Here is a 21,828-nt window from a genome sequence, read left to right as displayed (position 1 = left end):
GTTGATTTGTGATAAATTCGGAAAAATAATAATCTATTATTTAGATTTAATTAAAATTTTTAATGTTAAAAGCTGGTAATGATTCTGTTAATTCCTTCTTCTAAAATTTCCTGGGATGTAGAAAAGCAAATTCTGATATGTCCTTCAGCTCCTTTTCCGAACCATCTTTCTGATCCCGGAACAATAGCGACTTTCCCGTGAGTTAAGACATGTTGGGCAAACTCATCACTTGTCATTCCGTTTTTAATCTTTGGAAACAATACAAAAGTTGCCTCCGGGAGATTAGGTGTTACAATTTCTGAATGGCTTAATAATCTGAAAGCAAGATCTCGATTGCTCTGTAAGTGAGCCAAAAATTCTTTGTACCATGGTTTTGCCTTCTCCAGTGCTACACTTCCGGCAATCTGAGACAAAGTAGAAACCCCTTCTATTGTAGAGTTGAAATTGGATTTTTCTGTGAAATCTTCAAGAATATCCTCATCATTGCAGAGTACGGCTCCAATCCTCAATCCTGCTATTCCAAATGATTTTGAAAACCCATACACGGTAAAGCTCTTTCTCTTTGCCGTCTCTGAAACGGAAGAATAGGTATGAAAGTCTTTATGATCATAAATAATATCACTCCAGATTTCATCACTCATCACCCAAAGATCATGAGCAGATGCAATTTCTGCTACTTTTATCAATACTTCTTTAGAGTAAACTTTTCCGAGCGGATTGTGAGGATTGCATATGCTGATAAGTTTAGTTCTGGGATTGATTAAAGAAACCATTTTTTCAAAATCAATTTCTCCTGTTGTTGTATCCGCAGGGCAGAGCATTACTTTCCCACCCGCAGTTTCCACCGATTTTTTGAAAAGAAAATCTACAGGATCCAGAATAATGGCTTCATCTCCGGGGTTGAGTACATAGGATGCAATAAGGAACATTCCCTGGGCAGCACTGTTGACAGCCAGAACATTCTCCGGTGAGAAGCTTCCGTGTTTTTCCAGGTTAAAGTGATCTGCCACGCTTTTCTTAAATTCCGGAAGTCCGGAAAACGGGCCATAGCTGAGGTAACCGTCTTTCAGGTATTCAATAATTCCCTGTTCTATTTCAGGTGCTGTTCTGAAGTCGGGATCAGCTGCTGTAAGAGGAATGATTCCATCTTCGAGCGTAGCCCATCTTCCGTTATATGCCTTTCTTTTCAAGGCTTCAAGGTTGATATCGTTATTGGTGAACATTATTATTTATAAGATATGGGTAAAATATTTTCGGTTTGTTGGTTGAGTGGAAGCAAAAACTGATTGAGTAATATCCTTCCGTTGTTAATATGAACTTCGATTTCAGGTTTTCTCTTAGCTTCGTATTTACTGAAGGCGGTCTGTATATTTTCTTCTTCAACTAGATATTTCGTTAATAAAAGTGAGTCTTTCAAAGCAGAGGTAACTCCCTGACTGGTAAATGGAATCAGTGGATGTGCTGCATCACCTATGAATACTGTGTTTTCTTGATAAAATGGATTAAGTTTTTCAAGTTCATAGACATTCCATAAATGTACATTTTTATAGTCCGATTTTTGGATGATTTCCGGGATTAGAGGATGCCAGTTTTCAAAAATTTCAATCATATATTTTCTTAAGTTCTCCACAGAACATTCATTGATCATGTATTTTTGGTTGTCAAACTGTGAATACCAAAGAACAGTATCATCAGAAAGTTTAAGAATCCCGAAAGTAAGGCCTCCGTCTTCATGGTGGAACTTCATAAAGTCATTTTCAATAGAATTGGCAATTTCTTTGTTTTGAATGATATTCACGACTTCACTTTCTCTTACCACTCTCATCATTTCATCTTTAAAAAGATGTTTTCTGATGCGGCTTCTGGAACCGTCAGAGATGACAGCAATGTCAGCATCAATATCAGTTCCATCGGAAAGCTTCAGTTTACCGTTCTGTAGATCATCAAAAATGATAGTTTCTTCGTAGGTTATCTTTTGCGGAGTAATATTTTGTGTTAATAAACTGATCAGTGAATGTCTTGAAATGGCGAAAACATGATCCAGATTCTTTTCAGCCAGTACTTTTCCAGTGTGAGAATATTTTGTGTATTTTTTTAAAAAGTTTCCATGCTTAAGAAGTAGTTCGGAGTCAATAATCTGGTAAAGATAATCCATTCCTTCCTGCGGAATAAGAAAACCGTGGCCTGCCAGATCTTCCTTTTTTCTCCTTTCGTAAATGTGGTAATCAATCTTGTGCCTTTCTAAGTAATTCGCCATGCTTAAGCCAGAAATACCGGCGCCCACGACAGCAATTTTCTTCATTTTCGGAATAAAGTGTTTTTCAGGTTGGTTTTTTAAGTATTTTTTTTAATCACCCTTAGGTAAATGCAAAATTAAAATTAAAAACCTTCACTATTTCAAAAAAATAAGTCAATTTAATTTTGATTTCATGAAAAATAAAACGAAAAACATAAGATATACTATGCAATAAAAAAATATGATTGATTTATATGTGTTTATAAGATATGTTCTATTGCAATATCTTAATGATTTTTAGTGGATTAAGAGATGGCTGGTCTTTGAGAACGTAAAGAATCAGATTGTTGTTTGTTTAAAACAATTTTGAATTTTAAGACATAAAAAAACCGGAAAGAATTCCGGTTTTATGATTAAGCTTTTTCAAGCTGAACGGTAAAGTGTCTTAAAATTTCCGGTTCCCACGTGATCTTGTAGCCTTTTGCTATTTCTTCGCGTCTTTCGTACACATTTTTGATGGCAGCAGCAATATAATCCATGTGGTTGTTGGTGTAAGTCCTTCTAGGAATTGCCAGACGTACCAGTTCTAACTTCGGATAACGGTTCTCTCTTGTGTCAGGATCTCTGTCTGCCAGTAAAGTCCCGATTTCTACAGTTCTGATCCCTGCTTCCTTATAAATTTCCAGTCCTAATGTCTGAGCCGGATATTCTTCACGGGAAACATTCGGAAGGAAGTTCAAAGAATCGATGAATACGGCGTGTCCTCCGATTGGTTTCTGAACTGGGATTCCATATTCAATCAGTTTATTTCCAAGATATTCAACCTGAGAAATTCTGCTTTCAAGGTAAGCAAACTCAGTAGCTTCATCAAGTCCTACGGCCAATGCTGCCATATCTCTTCCTGCCATTCCTCCATAGGTAATGAAACCTTCATAGATGATGGTGAAGTTAGAGGCTTTTCTGAAAACCTCTTCGTTGTTTAATGCAATGAATCCTCCGATGTTTACTAAACCATCTTTTTTGGAACTCATTGTCATTCCGTCTCCGTAAGAGAAAATCTCTTTACAGATCTCTTTAATGTTTCTGTTTTCCTGTCCTGCTTCTCTTTTTTTGATGAAGTAAGCATTCTCTGCAAATCTTGCTGAATCAAAGAATACAGGGATTCCGTATTGGTCAGAGAGCGCTTTTACAGCTTTCATATTTTCCAAAGAAACAGGCTGTCCTCCGGAAGAGTTACAAGTAATTGTAATTAAGCAGAAAGGTATATTTTCTTTAGGATGGCTTTTATAAACTTCTTCCAGTTTTTCAAGGTTGATATTTCCTTTGAATGGGTGAAGATCATTAATGTCAAAAGCTTCGTCTATGGTACAATCAATAGCATGTGCTTTTCTTATTTCGATATGTCCTTTTGTCGTGTCAAAATGCGAGTTCCCAGGAACTACATCACCTTCTTTTACCAATACTGAGAAAAGGACGTTTTCAGCAGCCCTTCCCTGGTGTGTTGGTAATAAATATTTGAATCCTGTAATTTTTTCAACGGTTTTCTGTAACTGCTCAAAAGAACGTGATCCAGCATAGCTTTCATCTCCGGTCATCAAAGCAGACCATTGTCTATCAGACATCGCTCCCGTTCCTGAATCGGTAAGCAGGTCAATATAAACGTGCGAAGATCTTAGGTTGAAAAGGTTATAATTAGCTTCTTTAAGCCATTGTTCTCTTTCTTCTCTGGTGGACTGATAGATTTCTTCCACCATTTTAATGCGGAAAGGTTCCGCGTACGGTAAATTCATGAGTTAAATTATGTTTTAAATTGTTTGTAAAGAAAATGTGCTTGAAAATAATTTTTCAAAATTCATCAATGTATAGATAAGTCGGAAAAAGAGATTATTCCGGAGCCTTAAATATATTTTCATCAGAATGGAATCCGGCTACACCGCCGCTCACTGCAAACTTCATGGCAGAAGCTGCTGTCATTCCCACTACAGGTTTGATGTTTTTTTCTTCAGTAACAATTACCCAGCCCGAAATAGCGTACGAGTGGGGAAGGTATACCGCAACGTAATTATGCTTGTCAACGTCCGACATTTCTTTTTGAGTTAAAAAACCGATTCTCCAGATTTCCGGATTCTCGTTGGTTTTTACCCATACAGGATCGTTGAATTTTTTCTTGTCGCCTACGAATGAGGACATGACGTCTTTCGTAGGAGTGTAAATGTGTTTTACTCCCGGAGTTTTCTCCAGTAAGCTGTCCATGGTATCGAAAAAGAATCTTCCGACCACGAATTTATTTCCTAAATATCCTAAAATAGCTGTAAACAAAATAATAGATACGAATACAAGCCCGGGAACCTGCTTGGCTAAAGAAGGAACAAGGTTGTCAATCGCGCTTACAATATACCAGATTACAAAAATAGTAAGCCCTATAGGACCAATGATAACCAATCCCTGGAAAAAATTTTTCAGGAACATATTGGCGATATTTTCAAAGCTTGGCTTCTTCAAGGTGTATTCTTTACTATTCTTATTTTAACCGTGGATGGTTTCTTTATTTCCGTAGGATTTAATAATATTGGCTTCATACTCCAACCATTCTTCCCAACGTTTGTTTACTTTTTCCGGGTCTCCGAGCTGTCTTGCAAATCCGATGAAAGTAGTGTAATGATTGGCTTCAGAAATCATCAGTTCTTTGTAGAAAACCTTAAGTTCTTCATCTTTGATATTTTCCGTAAGAACTTTGAATCTTTCACAGCTTCTGGCTTCAATCATAGCGGCAAAAAGCATTTTGTCTACGATGAGGTCTTCTCTGCTTCCCTGTACAATAAATTTTGCCAGTTCATTCACGTAATCATCTTTTCTTGCTCTTCCAAAAGTAAAGCCTCTTTTTTTGATGATCTCATGTACCTGATTAAAGTGATCCAGTTCCTCTTGTGCAATGGCAAGAAGTTCAGTCACAATCTCAGGATATTCCGGAAGCATGGTGATCAGGCCTATAGCATTGGTAGCTGCTTTTTGCTCGCACCAGGCATGATCCGTTAAAATTTCTCCAATGTTTCCTTCTGCAATATTTGCCCACCTTGGGTCGGTAGGTAGTTTCAACTTAAACATGTTGTAAAATTTTTGTAAATTTAAACAAATTGAGGTAAGAAATGTGACTTTATTTCAATTTGATCCTTAAAGTCTTAAGATGCGGTCTTTTTTCTTAAGAATTCCAGAATATTCCAGCCTGAGGTATCTGCTTTTTTCAATCCTGCAGAAATAATGAAGGCTAAAATGATATTAATTCCATAAATAATGACCATCAAAAGCCACCATGGCATGTTTTCTTTTAACGGAACGACCAGAAAATAAACGAGTGAAGAGCTGATTCCCTGTGCAAAATAGAAGAAAATAGCATTTTTTCCGATGTAGGTGATGAAATTTTCTTTTGTGATTTTCAGTCGGTTGTAAAGAACAAATAATGTTGTAAGAGAGAATAATGCCCAGATGATGTAAGGAACTTTTGGTGGAAATTTATTTTTATTGATTTTATAGAAGATGTCTCCTCCGTAGTACCAGAACATCCATATGAGAGCTGCTCCTACAAGTCCATATAATACAGGAATAGCTTTGGTAGGGATCTTTTTTCCACGCATTTTGTGGCCGGTTAAAAATACAGCAAGGTAAAATGCAACGTATCCAACTTGCCCCGTCGGATAATACTCCGGGAAGATGTTGAATAATAAAGTTAAGGCAATACAAAGTCCAATAAACCAATTGATATGTTTTGGGAAAAACCTTAGGATAAGGACACCGAAAACGGTGAGTATATAATACACTTTAAGATACCAGAAACTTCCCATCACTACAGGAAAAGTATCGGCATTGGTGTACTGATGAAGATACCAGTTTCCCAGATTTTCCCATTGAGGGTATGTTGAGATGCTGGTTGTAGAATATTTAGATCCAAATGTAGAATAAAAGCTCTGAAGCCATTCCATAGAAAAAAAGCTGAGTCCAAAGACTTTAAAGAAGTAATCTAAAAAGAACAGGAAGGTCACAAAAATCATATAGGTAATCTGGAGTTTCAGAAGACGGTATAATGTTTTTTCAATATAGGCTCCTGAAGTAATTCCGCTGAGTGCGTAAAATAGTGCCACATCAAAGACCAGAGAAAAAACTCTTACTTCTGCGGGAATATAAAACTGTCCAGACCAGAATGCAGTATGGATAAATATGATGGAAAGTGTTGCCAGTCCTTTGGCGAAATCAATGTAGAGATCTCTGTTCATTATAGATTGCTTGGAAGTTCTTTAGTGATTCGTTTTAGCTGTCCGTGTTCAAAAAAGTATAGATTGCCTTCCCATTCAGGCTTTTGGCTGTGCTCCAGCCCACGAAGATCGTTTTCGAAATATCTCATGTACTTCATTCTTATATTCGAGTTATAAAAATCATTGTCAATAGCAAAAAGAGGTTCCGTGAAAACGGCTGAGCGTTGAGCAGTTGTCTCGCTGATATTATGATAGCCATTCATGACCAGGAATAGTTTATATCCTTTTTCTTTAGCATACGTTTCGTATGAAGACATTGGCAGACACAATTTTGATGAGCAGCCATTGGTAAATACATATACTAATGCTTTTGGATGGTTTGTTAATTCTTTCTTTAGCTGAGAGCCGTTTATCTTATAAATATGCTCAGTGTCTGTTTTTGAAAAGTCCTCTATAGGGATAATGCTCTGCTGTTCAGTGGATGAGAGCTTGCCGTAATCATTTGTTATTCCCGCAACAGTACAGGAGTTTAATATGAAAAAGGAAATTATAAGTAACCAATACTTCATGGAATTATTTTTTTTCAAAAATACAAACAAATTGATTGGGTAAAATATAAAAGCTTTTAAAAACAAAAAAGGGGGCGGAACATACTGCCCGCCTCCTTTCTTAAATATGCTAAAAATGAATGTTCTCGTTTATTGAAGATGTTTAAATTCTTCTGCAGAAATTTCTCCCGACTGAATTTTTCTAAGTTCATCTATATATTGACTCATGTATGCGTCAATTTCAGGATTTACAGTGTTCTTAGCCATCTTGTAAGTTCCATTTAGTACTCCCTGATAGTAATAGAAGAAGTTGTAATCGAAATTGGAGGCATTAAGATCGTATTGTCCTAAAAGGAATCCTAAACGAACTGCTGATCTTCTCTGTGCAGGAGTTCCATGATGGTTTACATTGGTTGTCTGATAATCGCCGATACTTTGGGCAAATTCATAAGCTGCTGCAATTTCTGCAAAGCTGGTTTTATTGTATCCGTTAGGTCTTCTTAAATAGTATCCTGCAAAACCATCTGCTTCAAGCTCATTCGGTCTGTACGTTGATTCTGATACGGAAGGAAGATTGAAGATATACTGTAACTGATGTCCATACTCATGGGCAAGGATCATTGCATTTACAATATCACCACCTTTTGATTTTGCATCATAATAGATGGCATAACCATAATAGATTTTTCCTGTAGAATAAGAAATGGCATTGTACGTTGAATTGAAATTGGATGGATCGTTCACAAAACGCAGCGTAGGATTGCTTCTTCCCCACATGCTTGCAATTTTAGTCATTTGTCCATTCATAAAATTGGTGTCTGTGGAGTTTTGAAGCCCGGTCAGTAAAACTGAATTAGTGCTCCAGTTGTTGTCTACATAAGAACAGATTTTTTCAAGATCCCCAGGCTGATCAATTTTTGCACTTAGTGCTTCTTGCTGAGGTTGAACATTGTTGTCCATTTGGTCATCACTACATGCTGTTAAAGAAGTAACAGCAATGGCACCTGCTAGTAAGCAGAGATTAAAGTTTCTTTTCATATATAAATTCAATTTGGTAAAACGAAGGTATGAAATTATCTCTTAAGTGTGAGTACATTATTGAAAAAAATTATTCAAAACATAGTGAATAGGATTTTAATAAAAAAACATTGATTTGATTGTAAGCTATTTAGAAATTTATATGTATATTTGCACCTCGAAATAACTAAAAATTTATAAACAATGTTTGCAATTGTAGAAATAGCAGGGCTTCAATACAAAGTTGAGCAAGACCAGAAGTTGTTTGTAAACCGTTTAAAAGGAGAAAAAGGAGGAAAAGTTTCTTTCGATAAAGTTCTTCTTACTGTAAACGGTGCAATCACTGTAGGCGCCCCAGCTGTAAACGGAATCACTGTAGAAGCAGAGATCCTTGACCACGTTAAAGCTGATAAAGTAATCGTTTTCAAAAAGAAAAGAAGAAAAGGTTACAAAGTGAAAAACGGTCACAGACAATCTTTAACTCAAATCGTAATCACTGGTATTACAGGTTTTGAGGGTGGAGCTAAAAAAGCTGCTGCTAAAAAAGAAACTGTGAAAGGTGAAGTTCTTTCTGACAACGCAACTGTTAACTTTGGTGAAGATCACGAATTGAACTATCACTTAAAGAAAAACAACTTGTCTCAGTCTAAAGAGAACAGAGAAACTTTAATTACTTTAGGTAAAGCAGTTAAAGTTGAATTAGAAAAGAATATTCTTACTCATGAAGAAGTAGATGCTGCTATCATTAAGAATATCGATCAATTTAAAGCACTTAATAAATAATCCAGTAATAAAATGGCACACAAGAAAGGAGTCGGTAGTTCCAAGAACGGTAGAGAGTCTCACTCTAAAAGATTAGGTGTGAAGATTTTCGGAGGACAAGAAGCTATTGCCGGAAATATTATTGTTAGACAAAGAGGTACTCAGCACCACCCAGGTGATAACGTGGGAATCGGTAAAGATCACACTTTGTTTGCATTAGTAGATGGTAAAGTAGTTTTCAGAAAGAAAGCAAACAACAGATCTTTCGTATCTGTAGAGCCAAACGCATAATTTAAGCGTTTTATAAAATTAAAACCTCAGTTTTTACTGAGGTTTTTTTATTGGCCTTTTTGATGTATTCATTTATTCGTGAAATATTTTATATTTGTTAACTGTTCAGATTTGAATCAGTTGCGATAGCCGAAAAGCAAAAGAGTAGGCCAATATTAAAACAAAGTATCTATGAAAAATGTAGGAAAATTAACTAGGGAAAAATTAAAGGAAGTAACCGGAGGTGTAGCAGGAGAATGTCCTTCCATGTTTCAGTCTTGTGAAGAATGGTGCCGATGGACTCCATGGCAGAAATCACACTGCATGCTTTCTCAGCCATGTACAGAATGTTTTGAGTAGTAGCAGAAATTATAACCCCTAATCTTTTTTAAGACAATAATTAGAGCTGAACCTTTAATAATGTTCAGCTTTTTTAAAAGTAAAAAGCGTTACATAGTATCTCTAAATTGTGAGATATTGATATATTTGTCCGTAACCCAATAAAAAATTAATGCGGAAGCCGAAAAGCAAAGAGAGTAGGCAGCAAATAAAACTAAACAATCATGAAAAATTTAAGAAAATTAACCAAGAAGAATCTGAAAGAAATCAACGGAGGAGCGGGTACAGTATGGTGTCCGCCAAAGCCAATTACTTCATGTAGTACATGGTGCGGACTGACAAAGGAACAGAAAATGCGTTGCCTTCTTGATGTAGAAGAACCTTGCGAATGTTTTTAATTAAAGCTTTACAAAAAAGTTCGGCGGCTTCAAAGAAGCCGCCGAACGTGTTTTATATTATAATCTGTTTAAAATCCTACCTGGAACCCTGCTTTAACCCCGAATTTAGAAATATCAGGTCTGTCAAGATAATTTCCTCTCCAGTTGAAGTCTACTCTGAAGATTCTAAGATTTCCAATTCCTATATTTTCAATCCCGAATCCATATTCATAATAGATATGTTCGCTTGGTGCAGAATATTTAAAACCTTCTACATTGATCGCTTTGGAGGCATCACTTAATGTACCATAGGCACCTCTGATAAATGCAACTTCTCTCAGTTTCAGTTTTTTAATCAAAGGAATGTATGAAAGGATCTTACCGTTAAAATGATGCTCTAATTGAAGAGTTGTATACGCATCCGTCACAAACTCATAATAGTTAAGCTGAGAGAAAGTATTTGGAACCAGACCATAGGAAAGGTTTGCCGGAATAATATTCTGTAATGCCAAAGGAACTGTATTGAAGTTCTTTCCAGCTTCGAAATTAACCACCAGTTTTCCCATACTTCCAATTAAAAATGGCTTGTAGAGCATGAACTGGAGTTTGTCATAATTGAAATCAGCATTAAATAATCCTTCAATACCTCGTGTATATCTTAAAACGATAGTTGGAGCTAAGTTTCTGGCCTGGTAACGGTCAATACCGGTTTGTGAGAATTTTGCACCAGGTTTGGCAATTAAACTGATGGTAACGTGAGAATCATTAACTGTTTGTCTCAACTGTCCATCTTTGTAATACATCAGATTGAATTTCTCAGGAATAGCAGACTTAATACTCTGCATCACTCCATCTACTCGGATCTGGAAGTTCTTCCATGGTTCAATAGCTGCAAAAACGCTTGTTTTGTTTACAGAACTTAAAGAAATGTTTTCTCCTCTTGCAAAAAAGGTACTGGTAGATGAAGATTGCGGCGTAACACCATCCCCTGATGTAAGCTGTCCCCCAAGCTGAACAATATCTCTGCTGGTTCCTGCTCCAATCATAAAGCGGTTAAGCTTATTGAACATATATCTTGCTTCTACGCCATATTTAAACTGTTGATCTTTGAAACCATAAGCTGTATAAAACTGGGCTCTCCAGGTATCATTCAATCCGAAATAGGTTCTTGCTCCTAATCTTATTCTGTCCCCTTCTACTTCATTTCTTCCGTAAATTGAGAAAATAGGACCAATATCTATTCCTTTAAAGGCATTATAATAACGTGAACCGAGGGTTTCAAACAGTTTTACCATTCGGTTGAATTTCGGCGTCTGCTGAAGCTGGTCAAGCATGTTATAAACGCCTTGTTCTGCTTTAGATAAAGTGTCAGGTCTTGCTTTAGTCCAATATGCATCGTCTTTATTGGTGAACTTGTCTTCGTATTCTTCTTCAGTACGTTTGAATACTTTAGGATCAAGAGGCTTGTTGAACTGATAATCAGAATAATCTACCGATCTTTTGGCGATGATACTTTTTGCACCTTTCTTTTTTGAGAAAGGACTCATTTCAAATTCAGTGATCAGTTTTTTAGGAAGAAATGTAGCGTCATCAGGATTGTCGTATTCTACCTGAGTATACACACTGTTGACAAAGTTGACGTTGATCTTCTGTGTTGACTTTAATGTTGCTCCTAAAACAGCATAAGTATCGGTGTCAATATAAAGGTTTCCCTGGAATGCAAGAATGTCTTTTCTCTTAGGCTGATACCTTATCTGAAATGCTTTCTCACCACGAATCGTAATGGTATCCATAAGGCTATAATCGTAAGTACTGAAACCATCACTTCCGACAGGGCTCTGGAATCCGATATCGAAATAATTCAGAGTATTGTCGTAGATATTAATATCACGGTATAAGTTTTTAGCAGAAACCGTAATCACCTGGTTATCCTGAAAACCTGAAGTTTTCTGGGCTACTAATGTTCTTTTGCTGTTTTTTTCCGGTTTATTTTTACCATAATTTTCGTAAACGGCTTCGTTCAGGAAAATAGGAAGTCCAAGTCTCCCGCTTGCTGTGGAATCTGCATAATCGAAAATGAAATCCAGTTTATTGAAAATCTTTTTCTTCATGAAGGCACTATCAAGATTATTTAGGTCAAACTGCGTTTTTTCATACTCTTTATAAGAATAGGTGTCGAATTTTTCCAGTCCGTTATTTCTTTTTTGTGCCCATACTTTCTGCATAATTGCATAAGCCGGATTTTCTTTCTTGCTTTTATATTTTGTTTTTCCGCTTTGAAGAACAATTTCCTGAATGTCGCTTACTTTAGCCTGCGAAAGCTGTACGAAAATATTGTCAGCATTTTCGGGAGTGATATTAAGGGTTTCTGTAGTATAATTTTTTCTGGAAAATCTTAGCTGATGGATGATGCTATCAGACTGAATAATAAAACTGCCTGAAGTTGTCGTCAGGGCAGGTGTTTTACTGTCGTTGATAAAGATATCAACTTTATTGAGTTCTTTACTGCTCTTTTCGTCAACCACCTTGCCGCTCGCTTTGTTTTGAGCGCATACGGAACCGGCGAGAATCAGAAAGAAAAATAAAAGATAGTGTTTTTGGGAGTTATTGTTTAACATCATTCGTTTCTTCAGGCAATTATCATAAACAAAAAGCATGCAGTTTATTTAAAAAAAAGGTAAAAAAATAAAATATTTTTATTCTATCCTATAAAACGACAAAAATAGCGAAAATAATATATGTATGGATTAAAAAATAATCGGGAAATTTTAATGCTTAAAATATAATAATCAGGAGATTAAAAGAAAGGTAACGTTCCTGCTTTTTAGAAATATTTTGCAGCCGTTATGAAGAATTTATATCATAAAAAAAGACTTACAGAAATGTAAGTCTTTTTTGCTCCTCCTGCTGGGCTCGAACCAGCGACCCTCTGATTAACAGTCAGATGCTCTAACCAACTGAGCTAAGGAGGAATGTCCTTTGTTTTAAGTGGTGCAAATATAATAGGAATATCCGTACCAAGCAAGTTTTTGTTCCTGAATATTGAATGAAAAAAGCTATTGGTTTATTTTTCAATAAATTAAATTTTAAATATTTTTCTGGGATGAGCAGGAGGTTATTCATGATTTTATAAATTCCAGCCGATAAGCTTTGGGACTTTTGCCCCGCTGCGTTTTAAAAAATTTATTAAGATGGCTCTCATCAGTGAATCCCAATTCGTCGGCAATCTCTGAAATTCTGTTGTTGCTGTGTTTTAAACGGTGCTCTATTAAGGTGGTTTTATAATTATTCAGATAAGACTGAAGGGTTTCACCGCTATGTTTTTTAAAGTATTTACCGAGATAATTTTCAGAAAACCCGAACTCTTTGCAGATGGTTTCAGTTCGTATTTTTTCAGGTTCATAGATATTTGCCTGTATATAATTCAGAATACTAATAATTCTTGATTCTGAGGTTTCATCTATCTTCTGAGGAAGATATTTGGCAATATTGCGGGCAACAATAACAATGAGTGTATTAATGAGTTGTGCGGTTATATCGCTGTGATACAGGTCTTTATTGACGGCTTCTCTTATCAAAGCTTCTACGATTGGTCTTACAAGTGTTTTATCTGTCTGATTTTTTAGGATACATCCGGGCTTGTGGTTGGCATTTTCAAGAATAAATTCCAAACGCTTGATATTCTCTTTCGAAATTTTATCACTTTTTAAATAAATATTACTGAACCTCAGAAAGAAAAAACGGGTTTTAGTATCAATCCAAAACTGGCTGCAATCCTGTGGGGTCAGGAGAAACATGTGATTATCCGAATAGGAAAAGCTGTGCTTATTAATGCAATGCTGCCCTGTGCCTGATAAAATAAAGACAAGTTCAAAGAAGTTTTTTCTGCTCTCTTTATCCGGGAATGTTTCTAATGTTTCAAAATGAATACTGTATGGCTCATATAATACGTCTCTGTTCATGAGGGTTGCTTTATATTGGCAAAATTATACAAAAATAGAGAAGTTTTGTACCGGTAATTTGCTAATTATCAGTATAATTTTGCCTTGTTCATATATTGGAATTGTCTACCAGCATAAAAAAGTTACCCGCTAAAAGATCAAATTTCATTATTAGAAATTATAACATACTAATCATATATACAGATGAAAACCAATAGATTTTTTTTGATTTCTTCAATTTCAGCACTATTTTTCTTCAACTCAGCTAAGGCTCAGCAGAAGGTCATTCAAACAGACTTTAGTAAAGGAATTTGGGAACAGGTGGGAAAAGGATTACAGCGTAAATGGATATCCGGCTCAGAAAGTACTTTTGCCTTTTGGAAAATGGATAAAGATGCTCATGTAGCTCCCCATAGTCATCCGAACGAGCAGATGACTTATATCAATAAGGGAAGTGTAAAAGTACTCATGAATGGGAAAGAACATATTATAAAGGCTGGTGGCGTGCTGGTGATTCCTGCAGGTATTACGCATGAGTTCTTCTGCCTTGAAGATGGAACCGAAGATCTGGACTTTTTTACTCCTGTGCGTAAAGACTGGATAGATGGATCTGCATCTTATCTTTCAGCACATGGGAAAAACCTTGAAGTCGTAGCGCAGTTTACTGATTCTAGACCAGGAAATGTAGCCGTGAGTCATAACGGAAGGGTATTTGCGACGATGCACCCTTTATCCGATCCCAAACAGCAATTGGTGGAAATCCGCAATGGGAAAGCAGTACCTTTTCCGTCTACGGATTTACAGAAAAACGGACAGCCGGCTGATAGTCATAAATTTGATACCCCGCTGGGAGTCACTATAGATAAAGGAAATCGGCTTTGGATGATTGATATGGGGCTTGAGCTTGGGAAAACCCGTCTTTGGTGCTTCGACCTGAAAAAAAATAAAGTCGCTGAAAAGATAGAATTACCAGCTGATATTGCTCCGAAAGGCAGTTTTATTCAGGATGTTGCCATTGATGAAAAAAATGGCTGGGCTTACCTTGCTGATATTGCCAATCCGGGAATTATTGCATTGAATCTCAAAACAAAAAAAGCAAGGAGGTTTGGTGGTCATCAGGCTTTACAGTCGGAAGATGTTGATATGATTATTGATGGAAAGGTCATTGATTTTGGAGGCAAACCATCCCGTGTAGGCATTAATCCTATTACGCTGTCAGATGACAGGGAAACGTTATTCTTTGGTTCTATGAATGGAACATCATGGTATGAAGTTCCTGCCCAACTTTTTAGAGAAAATAAAGATGACCATGCAATAGGAAAATCCATTAAGAAACTGGGAGAAAAACCTGTGAGTGATGGTGTGGCTACAGATCAACAAGGGAATCATTACATTACTGATCTTGGAGGTCATGGTATCAGTAAGCTGGATAAAAATGGAAATCTTACGGAATTCATTAAAGATTCAAAATTACAGTGGCCTGATAATATTGCAGTTTCTGATGATGGCTACCTGTATATTTCAGTCAACCAACTTCATACAACAACAGCGTTTTCTGGTCAACCGGATGCCGGAAAACCTCCGTATTTTATATACAGGGTTAAATTATAAGCCAAAATTTTTAAATATAAATCACATAAAATATAAAACAATGAACAAAACGTTTAAATCTGTGGCGGTACTGAAGTCTAAACCGGAGAAAATAGATCATTTGAGAAATGCTTTACTACAACTGATAGAACCAAGCCGTAAGGAAATCGGCTGTATGTATTATATTCTTTTTGAGGATAAAAAATCTGCCGGAACTTTCTATATGTGGGAAGCGTTTGAAGACGAAAAGGCTTTTGAATTTCATACCCAAACTGAACATTTCAAGAACTTTGCAGGTCAGATGGATGAATTAATGAGTGAGCCTATAAAGCTTTTTGAGCTGGAAAGAATTTCAGAGGAATAAAACTCTTGTTATCATAAAAGTTAAGATCATACCAACTAAAAAGACCTGCACTTTTGCAGGTCTTTTTTATTTTATAGTTCCGGAGTTTTATTTTTTTAAATCTTTAAGGATTTCCTGAACAGCTCTTTCCAGTTGTGGGTCCTTGTTCTGAAGACGGTCCATAAAGGTGTTTTTTACATAAATATCAGGTTTTACACCTGTCTTTTCCAGGTTCTGTCCGTCTAATGTGTAAGTTCCCCATGAAGGAAGTCTGTAAGAAGATCCGTCTACCAACCCTTTTGCTGAAGTGAAAATAATCCATCGATAAGTATCCTGACCGATAATTTTACCCAGCTTTAGAGCTTTGAACCCGGCTGCTGTCATTTCTGCATCACTTAATGAAGCTTCATTAATCAAAAGAACAATAGGCTTTCCGGAAGGAGCAAAGTTCGGTTGTGTTGTTATTTTTCCTTCACGGTATTTCCATTGCAGATACGGTCTTTGAGAAAGGAAATTCAATACTTTGTCATGAACATTTCCGCCAGTGTTGTAGCGTAAATCGAGAATAACCGCGTCCTTTCTGTTCTCCTGTTCTACCATATCCAGAAGGAATCGGTCCAGCTCATCCGTAGACATGTTTTTCATGCAAGAGTAGGCAATACGGTTGTTACTAAGCTTGTCTACACGCTGATGATTGTTATAGATCCAATCATCGTAAAGTAATCCTTTTAATTCCCCGTTAGAAATCGGATGTACTTTGGTGGTTACCGTTTTACCATCACGATTAAAGGTAAGAACAAGTTCATCCTGTTTTTTAGGGCTTGTGAAATACGTTTCGATATTTTCGTTTACATCAATCTTTTTTCCATTTACAGAAGTCAGTTGGTCTCCAGGTTTGATATCAACCCCTGAACGGTAAGCGGGAGATTTTCTCACAATGCTTTCTACCGTGTAAGGCTGATCTTTTTTGAAGATAATTCCGGTTTCGTTGGTGAAATAATTCAGGAATACGGTTTCCTCTTTTCCGGTAGAAGAAAATCCGGTGTGTGAAGAATTAAGCTCTCCCAGAAGATCATTCAGTAAAATTCGCAGATCATTTCTGTTATTTATATACGGAAGGTATTTTGCATATTGCTCCTTTTTGGCTTTCCAGTCGATACCATGGAATTTTTCGTCATAGAAGTTTTCTTCCACACCTGTCCAGGCTTCAGCATACATCTGCATAAATTCTGAGGCCAGATCTTTATCGAAACTATACTGGATATTGATTTTTTCAGGTTTTAATGCGGCAACAGTTGTTTTGTAAATATTACCTTCAATCAGAGCAAATAGGTTTTTCTCATTTTTGGTTAAATAATAAGCTGCTTTATCAAACACTTTTTCAGATTTGGCAGGCTCAAAATCGGTAAACACCTTTTTGTACAGTTGTCTTTTTCCGTTATCCTGATTAGAATTAAATAATAGAATTTCTTTTTTATCATCAGCGAAAACGGCCGGATCATCCTGATATCCATATCGGTCGGTTACCAGCTCAATTCTGTCCAGGGTATCTTCGGGATTTATTTTCAGCTCTTTGATGACCGGTTCTTTTTCTTCCTTTTTCTCTTTATCTTCTTTGTTCTTGTCTTCTCCTTTTTTGTCCTTCTTATCTTTATCATTTTCTTTATCCGAAGATTTTGTTTCCTTCTTTTCTTCAGTGAAAAGACTGTCGAATTTTTCAGACTTAAAAGGCTCGTCAAACCAATCTAAAGCCATACGGTAAATGTTGGATTTCTGCATGCCTAAAGGATAAGACGGATTGGTCCTGTCGCTGGCGAAATAAATATATTTTCCGTTCGGAGACCACACGGGATCTTCTTCAGAAACGCCTGTATTGGTAAGGTTTAAAGTCTGTCCTTTTTTGATGTGATAGATGAAAATATCGAGCTCGAAGTTTCTTTTTGCCGAGAATAATACATATTCGTTATTAGGGGAGAAAGAAGGCCTTGAGTTTTGGAATGCCCAAATCTCGTCTTTTACAATAGTTGTAGATGTAAAACTTTTTAAATCCAATAATCTTACTTCATCTCTCCCGCTTAAGTAAACGGCTTTTGAAAGGTCGTTATTAAGGGTGATACTTCTGTTATTGCGTAAATCTTCCGTTAATTGCTTTGGCTGTCCTTTTCCGTCTGCCTGAATCGTAAACCAGTTTTGATATCCATTATAAGTCTGATTGTAAAGTAAAGTACGGTTGTCTTTCAGCCATTTTACTTCCATAGCACGTTCTTTACCATCAGAAATCTGCTGGGCAAATTTCCCTTCAATATCAGAAACGAATATAATACCACGGCTTATGAACGCCATTTTTTTACCGTCCGGAGATACATCATAATAGGAAATATTATTTTCCACATTGAAATTCTGAGCTTTTTCCAGGGTTTTATTAGTATTCAGGCTAATGTTGAGGGGAGTTGTTTTTTTTGAAGCTACCTCATAAGTATAAAGCTGATAATCCTTTTCAAAAATAACTTTAGATCCGTCTGCTGAGACAAACGGTTTTTTTATAGAAGTATCAAATTGCGTTAAAGCAGTTTTTTTACCATTTTCGATTTTATAAAGATTATATTCTCCATTATTCTCATCAGAAATAAAATAGATAATACCTTTTTTATCTACACTTGGGTTGAAATCTTTTCCTTCATAGTTCGTGTACTGTTTGAAAGAATTGCTTTTTGGATTGTATCCAAGAATATCAGGATTATTTTCTCCCTTATAACGTTTTCTCTGTACCTGATGGGCACTTTCAGATGAGCTTGTGAAAAGATATTCTCCTGCAGGGGTTTCCACTAGTCCATTGGTGTAGTTAAAGTAATTATTGAAAAGTTTTTCCGGAGTTTTTCCTTCAATTGTAGTTTTAAAACTTCCGAAATTATTATTTCTGTTGGAAGTAAAATAAATCGTTTTGCTGTCCCACGCCCAGCTTTCCATTTCATCCCTTCCGGTATGGAAGGTTAACTGCTTGATGGTTCCTCCTCCTGCGGGCATTACATACACATCATAATTTCCATATTGATTAGAACTGAATGCAAGCCATTTTCCATCCGGAGAAAGGCGGGGATTGATCTCTTCTCCATCCAGGGCGTTAATTCTTGAAGCATTTCCTCCATTGGAATCTGCTTTCCAGATGTCACCGTCATAAGCGAAGTAAGCTGTTTTTCCATCAGGACTCAATGAAGGACTTGATAAAAAATAAGACTTTTCCTGCGCCGAAATCCCTATAATAGAAAATGCTGTTAATAACGAAATAATAGTTTTCTTCATGGTACAATTGGGTATTTATGCAATACTATCTGTTGGTTTTGTTAATTTTTTTGCCTTTTTATAGAAATGTTTATTTGTAAAAAATTTTCTCAATCCGGATTACTCTAAAAAAGAATAGTCGAATTATTGACGAAATAGTTACAGGTAAAATGCTTTAAAGGCTTATAAAATCCAATAAAACAGATATTTCTGGGAAAGTGAAGGAAAATTGTAAATATTTGTTTTTTTTATGTCGGACTCATTGGTTCTACAAAACGCAAAGAGGATATTCTCTTATTGTTGAGGGAGATAAGAAGGCGACGGAGTCGCTGATGAAGCTGAGTGGATATTCGAATGCTTAGAAAGAATCAACAAAGTTGACTCCCGCCTTTGCTTCCTGAAAAATGAAGTACCAGCTACTAATCCTTTGCGTTATATTTAAACTACAAATGTGTTATTTCTCAGATTTGGAGTCCTTGCCATGAAAGAGTTCATAGTAAGACACAAAAAAAGACTTACATTTCTGCAAGTCTTTTTGCTCCTCCTGCTGGGCTCGAACCAGCGACCCTCTGATTAACAGTCAGATGCTCTAACCAACTGAGCTAAGGAGGAATGTCCTTTGTTTTAAGTGGTGCAAATATAGGACGAATATTTATACCCTACAAATATTTTTAAGAAAAATTTTAAAAAAATTATAATTTACCCATAAATACTTTGAAGATGTCACTTCCAAAGATCAGTAACATCAATCCTAACAGGAAGATAACTCCAATCATCTGTGCGTTTTCCAAAACTTTCTGCGGAACAGGTTTTCCTACAATAATTTCATATAAAGTAAATAAAACGTGTCCACCATCAAGTCCCGGAATCGGAATAAGGTTCAGGAATGCCAGCCATACGGAGAACATTGCTGTAAAGCTCCAGAAAGCAACCCAGTTGATCTTAACGCTTCCGTCCGCATCTTTATCCACAGGCATGTTTTTTACGATCGCAATAGGACCTCCAACATTTTTATACCCCTGAACTTTAGAGTTGAACATAATTTTGAACTGCTTTACCTGTGTGGTTAATGCTTCAATAGTTCTTGTAAATCCTCTTGGAATAGCTTCTCCGAAAGAATATTTTTTATTCGTTACAATATCTTTTGCAATGCTTTTGGTATCAATTGCAATCCCCAGTTTTCCGTTTTTATCTACGGAAACTGCAGGTAATGTCTGTAAAGCACCGTTTCTTTCAACATCTACAGAAATTGTTTTACCTTTATTTTCACTTAAAAGAGCACTTACTTCATCAAAGAATGCTGCTTTCTTACCATTGATTCCTACAATTTTGTCGCCTTTTGCAAGACCTGATGCGTGGGAAGAAGGAGTAGCCAATGAGTCAACAACCATAGAAACTCTTGGTGTGATGTATAGTTTTGCTTCTCTCTGCTTAAGAACGTCTGCTACACCGTCTGCATTGACAGGGAAAGTAACTTCCTGTCCGTTTCTGTTTACGGTAACATGATCTCCCAAAAGGATATTGATGGAAGTATTTTCAAGTCTTTCTGCCGGTTTTCCGTCTACACTAATGATTTTGTCACCATTCTGGAAACCCATTTTCTTTCCTGCAGAAGTGGCTTCAATACCATTTTTAAATTTTGTGATATCTGTATAAGTTTCTCCGTTGAAGAATGATAAACAGCTGTAGATTAACCACGCAAGAAAAAAGTTAACGGTAACTCCCCCCAGCATAATGATAAGTCTCTGCCAGGCTGGTTTTGATCTGAACTCCCAAGGTTCTGCCGGTTTTTTCATCTGGGCAGTATCCATACTTTCGTCCACCATTCCTGCAATCTTCACGTATCCTCCAAAAGGAAGCCAGCCGATTCCGTATTTTGTTTGTTCAGGGTGTTTTCTCCAGTCGTTGTCCGGAAGTTTTGATATATCGATAGGAACTTCTTCCTTCTTTCCGTTCACTTCTATTACTTCAGAATCCGGTAAGTTTTTTGATAAAAATTTATACTGCCATTTTCCGTTGATTTTCTTCATGGAGAATATGGAGAAGTAAGGATCAAAAAACAGGAAAAACTTCTCTGCTCTGGTCTTGAACCATATTGCCGGTAAGAAATGCCCAAGCTCATGAAGAAGCACAAGTATAGAGATGCTCAGAATGAACTGAAAAAGTTTAATTGCTATTTCCATTAATAAATTTTAGATTTTAATTTGCAAAGGTAACAATTATCAAAACTATGCCAAATAAAAAAGCTCCCCGAAACAAGAAGCTTTGTCATATTTAAAGATTGATTTAATGATAAGATTATAAATTGAAAGAAACACCAAGGCTGCCATTATTACCAACCTCTGCAAAGACTCCAATTTTTTCTGTGAAGAAATAACGGGCTCCGATGTGAGCTCCCACTCCAAAGTCTCTTCCAAGAACTCCAAGGTCTACTCCAGGATAGATGTCCCATTTGGAAGGCAAATTTAGAGCTTCCTGTAAATGAAAGTTCAGTCTTCCAAACACAAAAACACGATTATCTTTATCGTTGTTTTTATAATTATCAAAATAGCCATTGATCCCGGCTCCTACTGAAATCAGTTTGTTGAGGCCATAGTCATACGTTCCTGTAATTCCGGTTCCATAGCCCCAGGCACTCAGCCCCAGTTGTATTTTCTGATCCCCCTTTCCTGTCCACGCCTGAGCATTAGCCATAGCACCAAAAAAGAAGATCGCCACCATAAAAAACAATTTCTTCATAAATTTTTAATTTTAAGGATAATAATAAAAAATATTTCTATCAAAAATGAAACCGAAAGAATGGCAATATTGTAAAAATGCTTGACTTTAATAAATTATTAAGAAATAAATTCTATTTTAAATACTAAAGCATTCTTCAA

The 21,828-nt window shown here is 36.4% G+C and carries 19 protein-coding genes and 2 tRNA genes; 6 read left to right on the top strand and 15 right to left on the bottom strand.

Translation table 11 applies throughout. The annotated features are described in order from the left end of the window. Positions 1-65: 65 nt before the first annotated feature. The 8 genes from A1704_RS21800 to A1704_RS21765 all read right to left on the bottom strand — a co-directional run bounded on the left by A1704_RS21800 (position 66) and on the right by A1704_RS21765 (position 8,069). Positions 66-1,223, bottom strand: a complete 1,158-nt coding sequence (locus A1704_RS21800; RefSeq protein ID WP_062676102.1) for a pyridoxal phosphate-dependent aminotransferase — start codon at positions 1,221-1,223, stop codon at positions 66-68. A gap of 2 nt (positions 1,224-1,225) precedes the next feature. After that, complete coding sequence (locus A1704_RS21795) at positions 1,226-2,302, bottom strand: FAD-dependent monooxygenase (RefSeq protein ID WP_062676101.1); 1,077 nt, start codon at positions 2,300-2,302, stop codon at positions 1,226-1,228. A 347-nt stretch (positions 2,303-2,649) separates the two neighbouring features. Then, positions 2,650-4,026: a tryptophanase gene (locus tag A1704_RS21790; RefSeq protein ID WP_062676100.1), complete on the bottom strand. Its 1,377-nt coding sequence runs from the start codon at positions 4,024-4,026 to the stop codon at positions 2,650-2,652. Positions 4,027-4,120: 94 nt separating this feature from the next. Next, positions 4,121-4,738: a DUF502 domain-containing protein gene (locus A1704_RS21785; RefSeq protein ID WP_062676099.1), complete on the bottom strand. Its 618-nt coding sequence runs from the start codon at positions 4,736-4,738 to the stop codon at positions 4,121-4,123. A 24-nt stretch (positions 4,739-4,762) separates the two neighbouring features. Then, entirely contained in the window at positions 4,763-5,341 is a 579-nt protein-coding gene (gene miaE / locus A1704_RS21780) for a tRNA-(ms[2]io[6]A)-hydroxylase (protein WP_062676098.1), read from the bottom strand. Positions 5,342-5,415: 74 nt separating this feature from the next. Continuing rightward, positions 5,416-6,504 (bottom strand): acyltransferase family protein, encoded by a 1,089-nt coding sequence (locus tag A1704_RS21775; protein WP_062676097.1) that lies wholly within the window; start codon positions 6,502-6,504, stop codon positions 5,416-5,418. Further along, positions 6,504-7,052 (bottom strand): hypothetical protein, encoded by a 549-nt coding sequence (locus A1704_RS21770; protein WP_062676096.1) that lies wholly within the window; start codon positions 7,050-7,052, stop codon positions 6,504-6,506. The genes A1704_RS21775 and A1704_RS21770 overlap by 1 nt, the downstream gene beginning before the upstream one ends. Before the next feature lie 129 nt (positions 7,053-7,181). Next, positions 7,182-8,069 (bottom strand): neutral zinc metallopeptidase, encoded by an 888-nt coding sequence (locus A1704_RS21765; protein ID WP_062676095.1) that lies wholly within the window; start codon positions 8,067-8,069, stop codon positions 7,182-7,184. A gap of 183 nt (positions 8,070-8,252) precedes the next feature. Here A1704_RS21765 and rplU point away from each other — a divergent pair, with 183 nt between their 5' ends. The 4 genes from rplU to A1704_RS24580 all read left to right on the top strand — a co-directional run bounded on the left by rplU (position 8,253) and on the right by A1704_RS24580 (position 9,817). After that, positions 8,253-8,831, top strand: coding sequence for a 50S ribosomal protein L21 (gene rplU, locus A1704_RS24110; RefSeq protein ID WP_082798848.1), 579 nt, complete (start codon positions 8,253-8,255; stop codon positions 8,829-8,831). 12 nt (positions 8,832-8,843) lie between these two features. Next, positions 8,844-9,101: a 50S ribosomal protein L27 gene (rpmA, locus tag A1704_RS21755; RefSeq protein WP_002984034.1), complete on the top strand. Its 258-nt coding sequence runs from the start codon at positions 8,844-8,846 to the stop codon at positions 9,099-9,101. A gap of 171 nt (positions 9,102-9,272) precedes the next feature. Further along, the gene (locus A1704_RS24585; protein ID WP_157885794.1) at positions 9,273-9,440 is read left to right on the top strand and encodes a hypothetical protein; all 168 of its coding nucleotides are present in this window, start codon (positions 9,273-9,275) and stop codon (positions 9,438-9,440) included. A gap of 203 nt (positions 9,441-9,643) precedes the next feature. Beyond that, positions 9,644-9,817 carry a bacteriocin-like protein gene (locus A1704_RS24580; protein WP_157885793.1) on the top strand — a complete coding sequence of 58 codons (174 nt, stop codon included), beginning with the start codon at positions 9,644-9,646 and terminating at the stop codon, positions 9,815-9,817. A gap of 68 nt (positions 9,818-9,885) precedes the next feature. On the opposite strand, the gene A1704_RS21750 is transcribed toward A1704_RS24580, so the two are convergent. The 3 genes from A1704_RS21750 to A1704_RS21740 all read right to left on the bottom strand — a co-directional run bounded on the left by A1704_RS21750 (position 9,886) and on the right by A1704_RS21740 (position 13,758). Next, entirely contained in the window at positions 9,886-12,417 is a 2,532-nt protein-coding gene (locus tag A1704_RS21750) for a DUF5686 family protein (protein WP_238590670.1), read from the bottom strand. Between the two features lie 277 nt (positions 12,418-12,694). Further along, positions 12,695-12,768 (bottom strand) — tRNA-Asn (locus A1704_RS21745). 147 nt (positions 12,769-12,915) lie between these two features. Further along, positions 12,916-13,758 (bottom strand): AraC family transcriptional regulator, encoded by an 843-nt coding sequence (locus A1704_RS21740; RefSeq protein ID WP_062676093.1) that lies wholly within the window; start codon positions 13,756-13,758, stop codon positions 12,916-12,918. Positions 13,759-13,941: 183 nt separating this feature from the next. Here A1704_RS21740 and A1704_RS21735 point away from each other — a divergent pair, with 183 nt between their 5' ends. Both A1704_RS21735 and A1704_RS21730 read left to right on the top strand, forming a co-directional pair. After that, the gene (locus tag A1704_RS21735; protein WP_062676092.1) at positions 13,942-15,348 is read left to right on the top strand and encodes an L-dopachrome tautomerase-related protein; all 1,407 of its coding nucleotides are present in this window, start codon (positions 13,942-13,944) and stop codon (positions 15,346-15,348) included. Positions 15,349-15,388: 40 nt separating this feature from the next. After that, positions 15,389-15,691: a putative quinol monooxygenase gene (locus A1704_RS21730; protein WP_062676126.1), complete on the top strand. Its 303-nt coding sequence runs from the start codon at positions 15,389-15,391 to the stop codon at positions 15,689-15,691. Between the two features lie 87 nt (positions 15,692-15,778). On the opposite strand, the gene A1704_RS21725 is transcribed toward A1704_RS21730, so the two are convergent. The 4 genes from A1704_RS21725 to A1704_RS21710 all read right to left on the bottom strand — a co-directional run bounded on the left by A1704_RS21725 (position 15,779) and on the right by A1704_RS21710 (position 21,688). Continuing rightward, positions 15,779-18,970, bottom strand: a complete 3,192-nt coding sequence (locus tag A1704_RS21725; protein ID WP_062676091.1) for a S41 family peptidase — start codon at positions 18,968-18,970, stop codon at positions 15,779-15,781. Between the two features lie 517 nt (positions 18,971-19,487). After that, positions 19,488-19,561 (bottom strand) — tRNA-Asn (locus tag A1704_RS21720). Positions 19,562-19,641: 80 nt separating this feature from the next. Further along, entirely contained in the window at positions 19,642-21,132 is a 1,491-nt protein-coding gene (gene rseP / locus A1704_RS21715) for an RIP metalloprotease RseP (RefSeq protein ID WP_062676090.1), read from the bottom strand. 115 nt (positions 21,133-21,247) lie between these two features. Further along, positions 21,248-21,688: a DUF6646 family protein gene (locus tag A1704_RS21710; RefSeq protein WP_047428734.1), complete on the bottom strand. Its 441-nt coding sequence runs from the start codon at positions 21,686-21,688 to the stop codon at positions 21,248-21,250. Positions 21,689-21,828 lie beyond the last annotated feature (140 nt).

This window comes from Chryseobacterium cucumeris, assembly GCF_001593385.1.
In the GTDB taxonomy this organism is placed as follows: Bacteria; Bacteroidota; Bacteroidia; order Flavobacteriales; family Weeksellaceae; genus Chryseobacterium; species Chryseobacterium cucumeris.
This window is presented reverse-complemented; position numbering and strand designations above follow the sequence as displayed.

Excerpts from the sequence above, each read along its gene's own strand:
- rplU (WP_082798848.1), top strand. The coding sequence starts at position 8,253 with ATGTTTGCAATTGTAGAAATAGCAGGGCTTCAATACAAAGTTGAGCAA.
- A1704_RS21725 (WP_062676091.1), bottom strand. The coding sequence starts at position 18,970 with ATGAAGAAAACTATTATTTCGTTATTAACAGCATTTTCTATTATAGGG.
- A1704_RS21795 (WP_062676101.1), bottom strand. The coding sequence starts at position 2,302 with ATGAAGAAAATTGCTGTCGTGGGCGCCGGTATTTCTGGCTTAAGCATG.
- A1704_RS21770 (WP_062676096.1), bottom strand. The coding sequence starts at position 7,052 with ATGAAGTATTGGTTACTTATAATTTCCTTTTTCATATTAAACTCCTGT.
- A1704_RS21750 (WP_238590670.1), bottom strand. The coding sequence starts at position 12,417 with ATGATGTTAAACAATAACTCCCAAAAACACTATCTTTTATTTTTCTTT.
- A1704_RS21710 (WP_047428734.1), bottom strand. The coding sequence starts at position 21,688 with ATGAAGAAATTGTTTTTTATGGTGGCGATCTTCTTTTTTGGTGCTATG.
- A1704_RS24585 (WP_157885794.1), top strand. The coding sequence starts at position 9,273 with ATGAAAAATGTAGGAAAATTAACTAGGGAAAAATTAAAGGAAGTAACC.
- A1704_RS21790 (WP_062676100.1), bottom strand. The coding sequence starts at position 4,026 with ATGAATTTACCGTACGCGGAACCTTTCCGCATTAAAATGGTGGAAGAA.
- A1704_RS24580 (WP_157885793.1), top strand. The coding sequence starts at position 9,644 with ATGAAAAATTTAAGAAAATTAACCAAGAAGAATCTGAAAGAAATCAAC.
- A1704_RS21800 (WP_062676102.1), bottom strand. The coding sequence starts at position 1,223 with ATGTTCACCAATAACGATATCAACCTTGAAGCCTTGAAAAGAAAGGCA.
- A1704_RS21775 (WP_062676097.1), bottom strand. The coding sequence starts at position 6,504 with ATGAACAGAGATCTCTACATTGATTTCGCCAAAGGACTGGCAACACTT.
- A1704_RS21765 (WP_062676095.1), bottom strand. The coding sequence starts at position 8,069 with ATGAAAAGAAACTTTAATCTCTGCTTACTAGCAGGTGCCATTGCTGTT.
- A1704_RS21740 (WP_062676093.1), bottom strand. The coding sequence starts at position 13,758 with ATGAACAGAGACGTATTATATGAGCCATACAGTATTCATTTTGAAACA.
- A1704_RS21735 (WP_062676092.1), top strand. The coding sequence starts at position 13,942 with ATGAAAACCAATAGATTTTTTTTGATTTCTTCAATTTCAGCACTATTT.
- A1704_RS21730 (WP_062676126.1), top strand. The coding sequence starts at position 15,389 with ATGAACAAAACGTTTAAATCTGTGGCGGTACTGAAGTCTAAACCGGAG.
- rseP (WP_062676090.1), bottom strand. The coding sequence starts at position 21,132 with ATGGAAATAGCAATTAAACTTTTTCAGTTCATTCTGAGCATCTCTATA.
- rpmA (WP_002984034.1), top strand. The coding sequence starts at position 8,844 with ATGGCACACAAGAAAGGAGTCGGTAGTTCCAAGAACGGTAGAGAGTCT.
- miaE (WP_062676098.1), bottom strand. The coding sequence starts at position 5,341 with ATGTTTAAGTTGAAACTACCTACCGACCCAAGGTGGGCAAATATTGCA.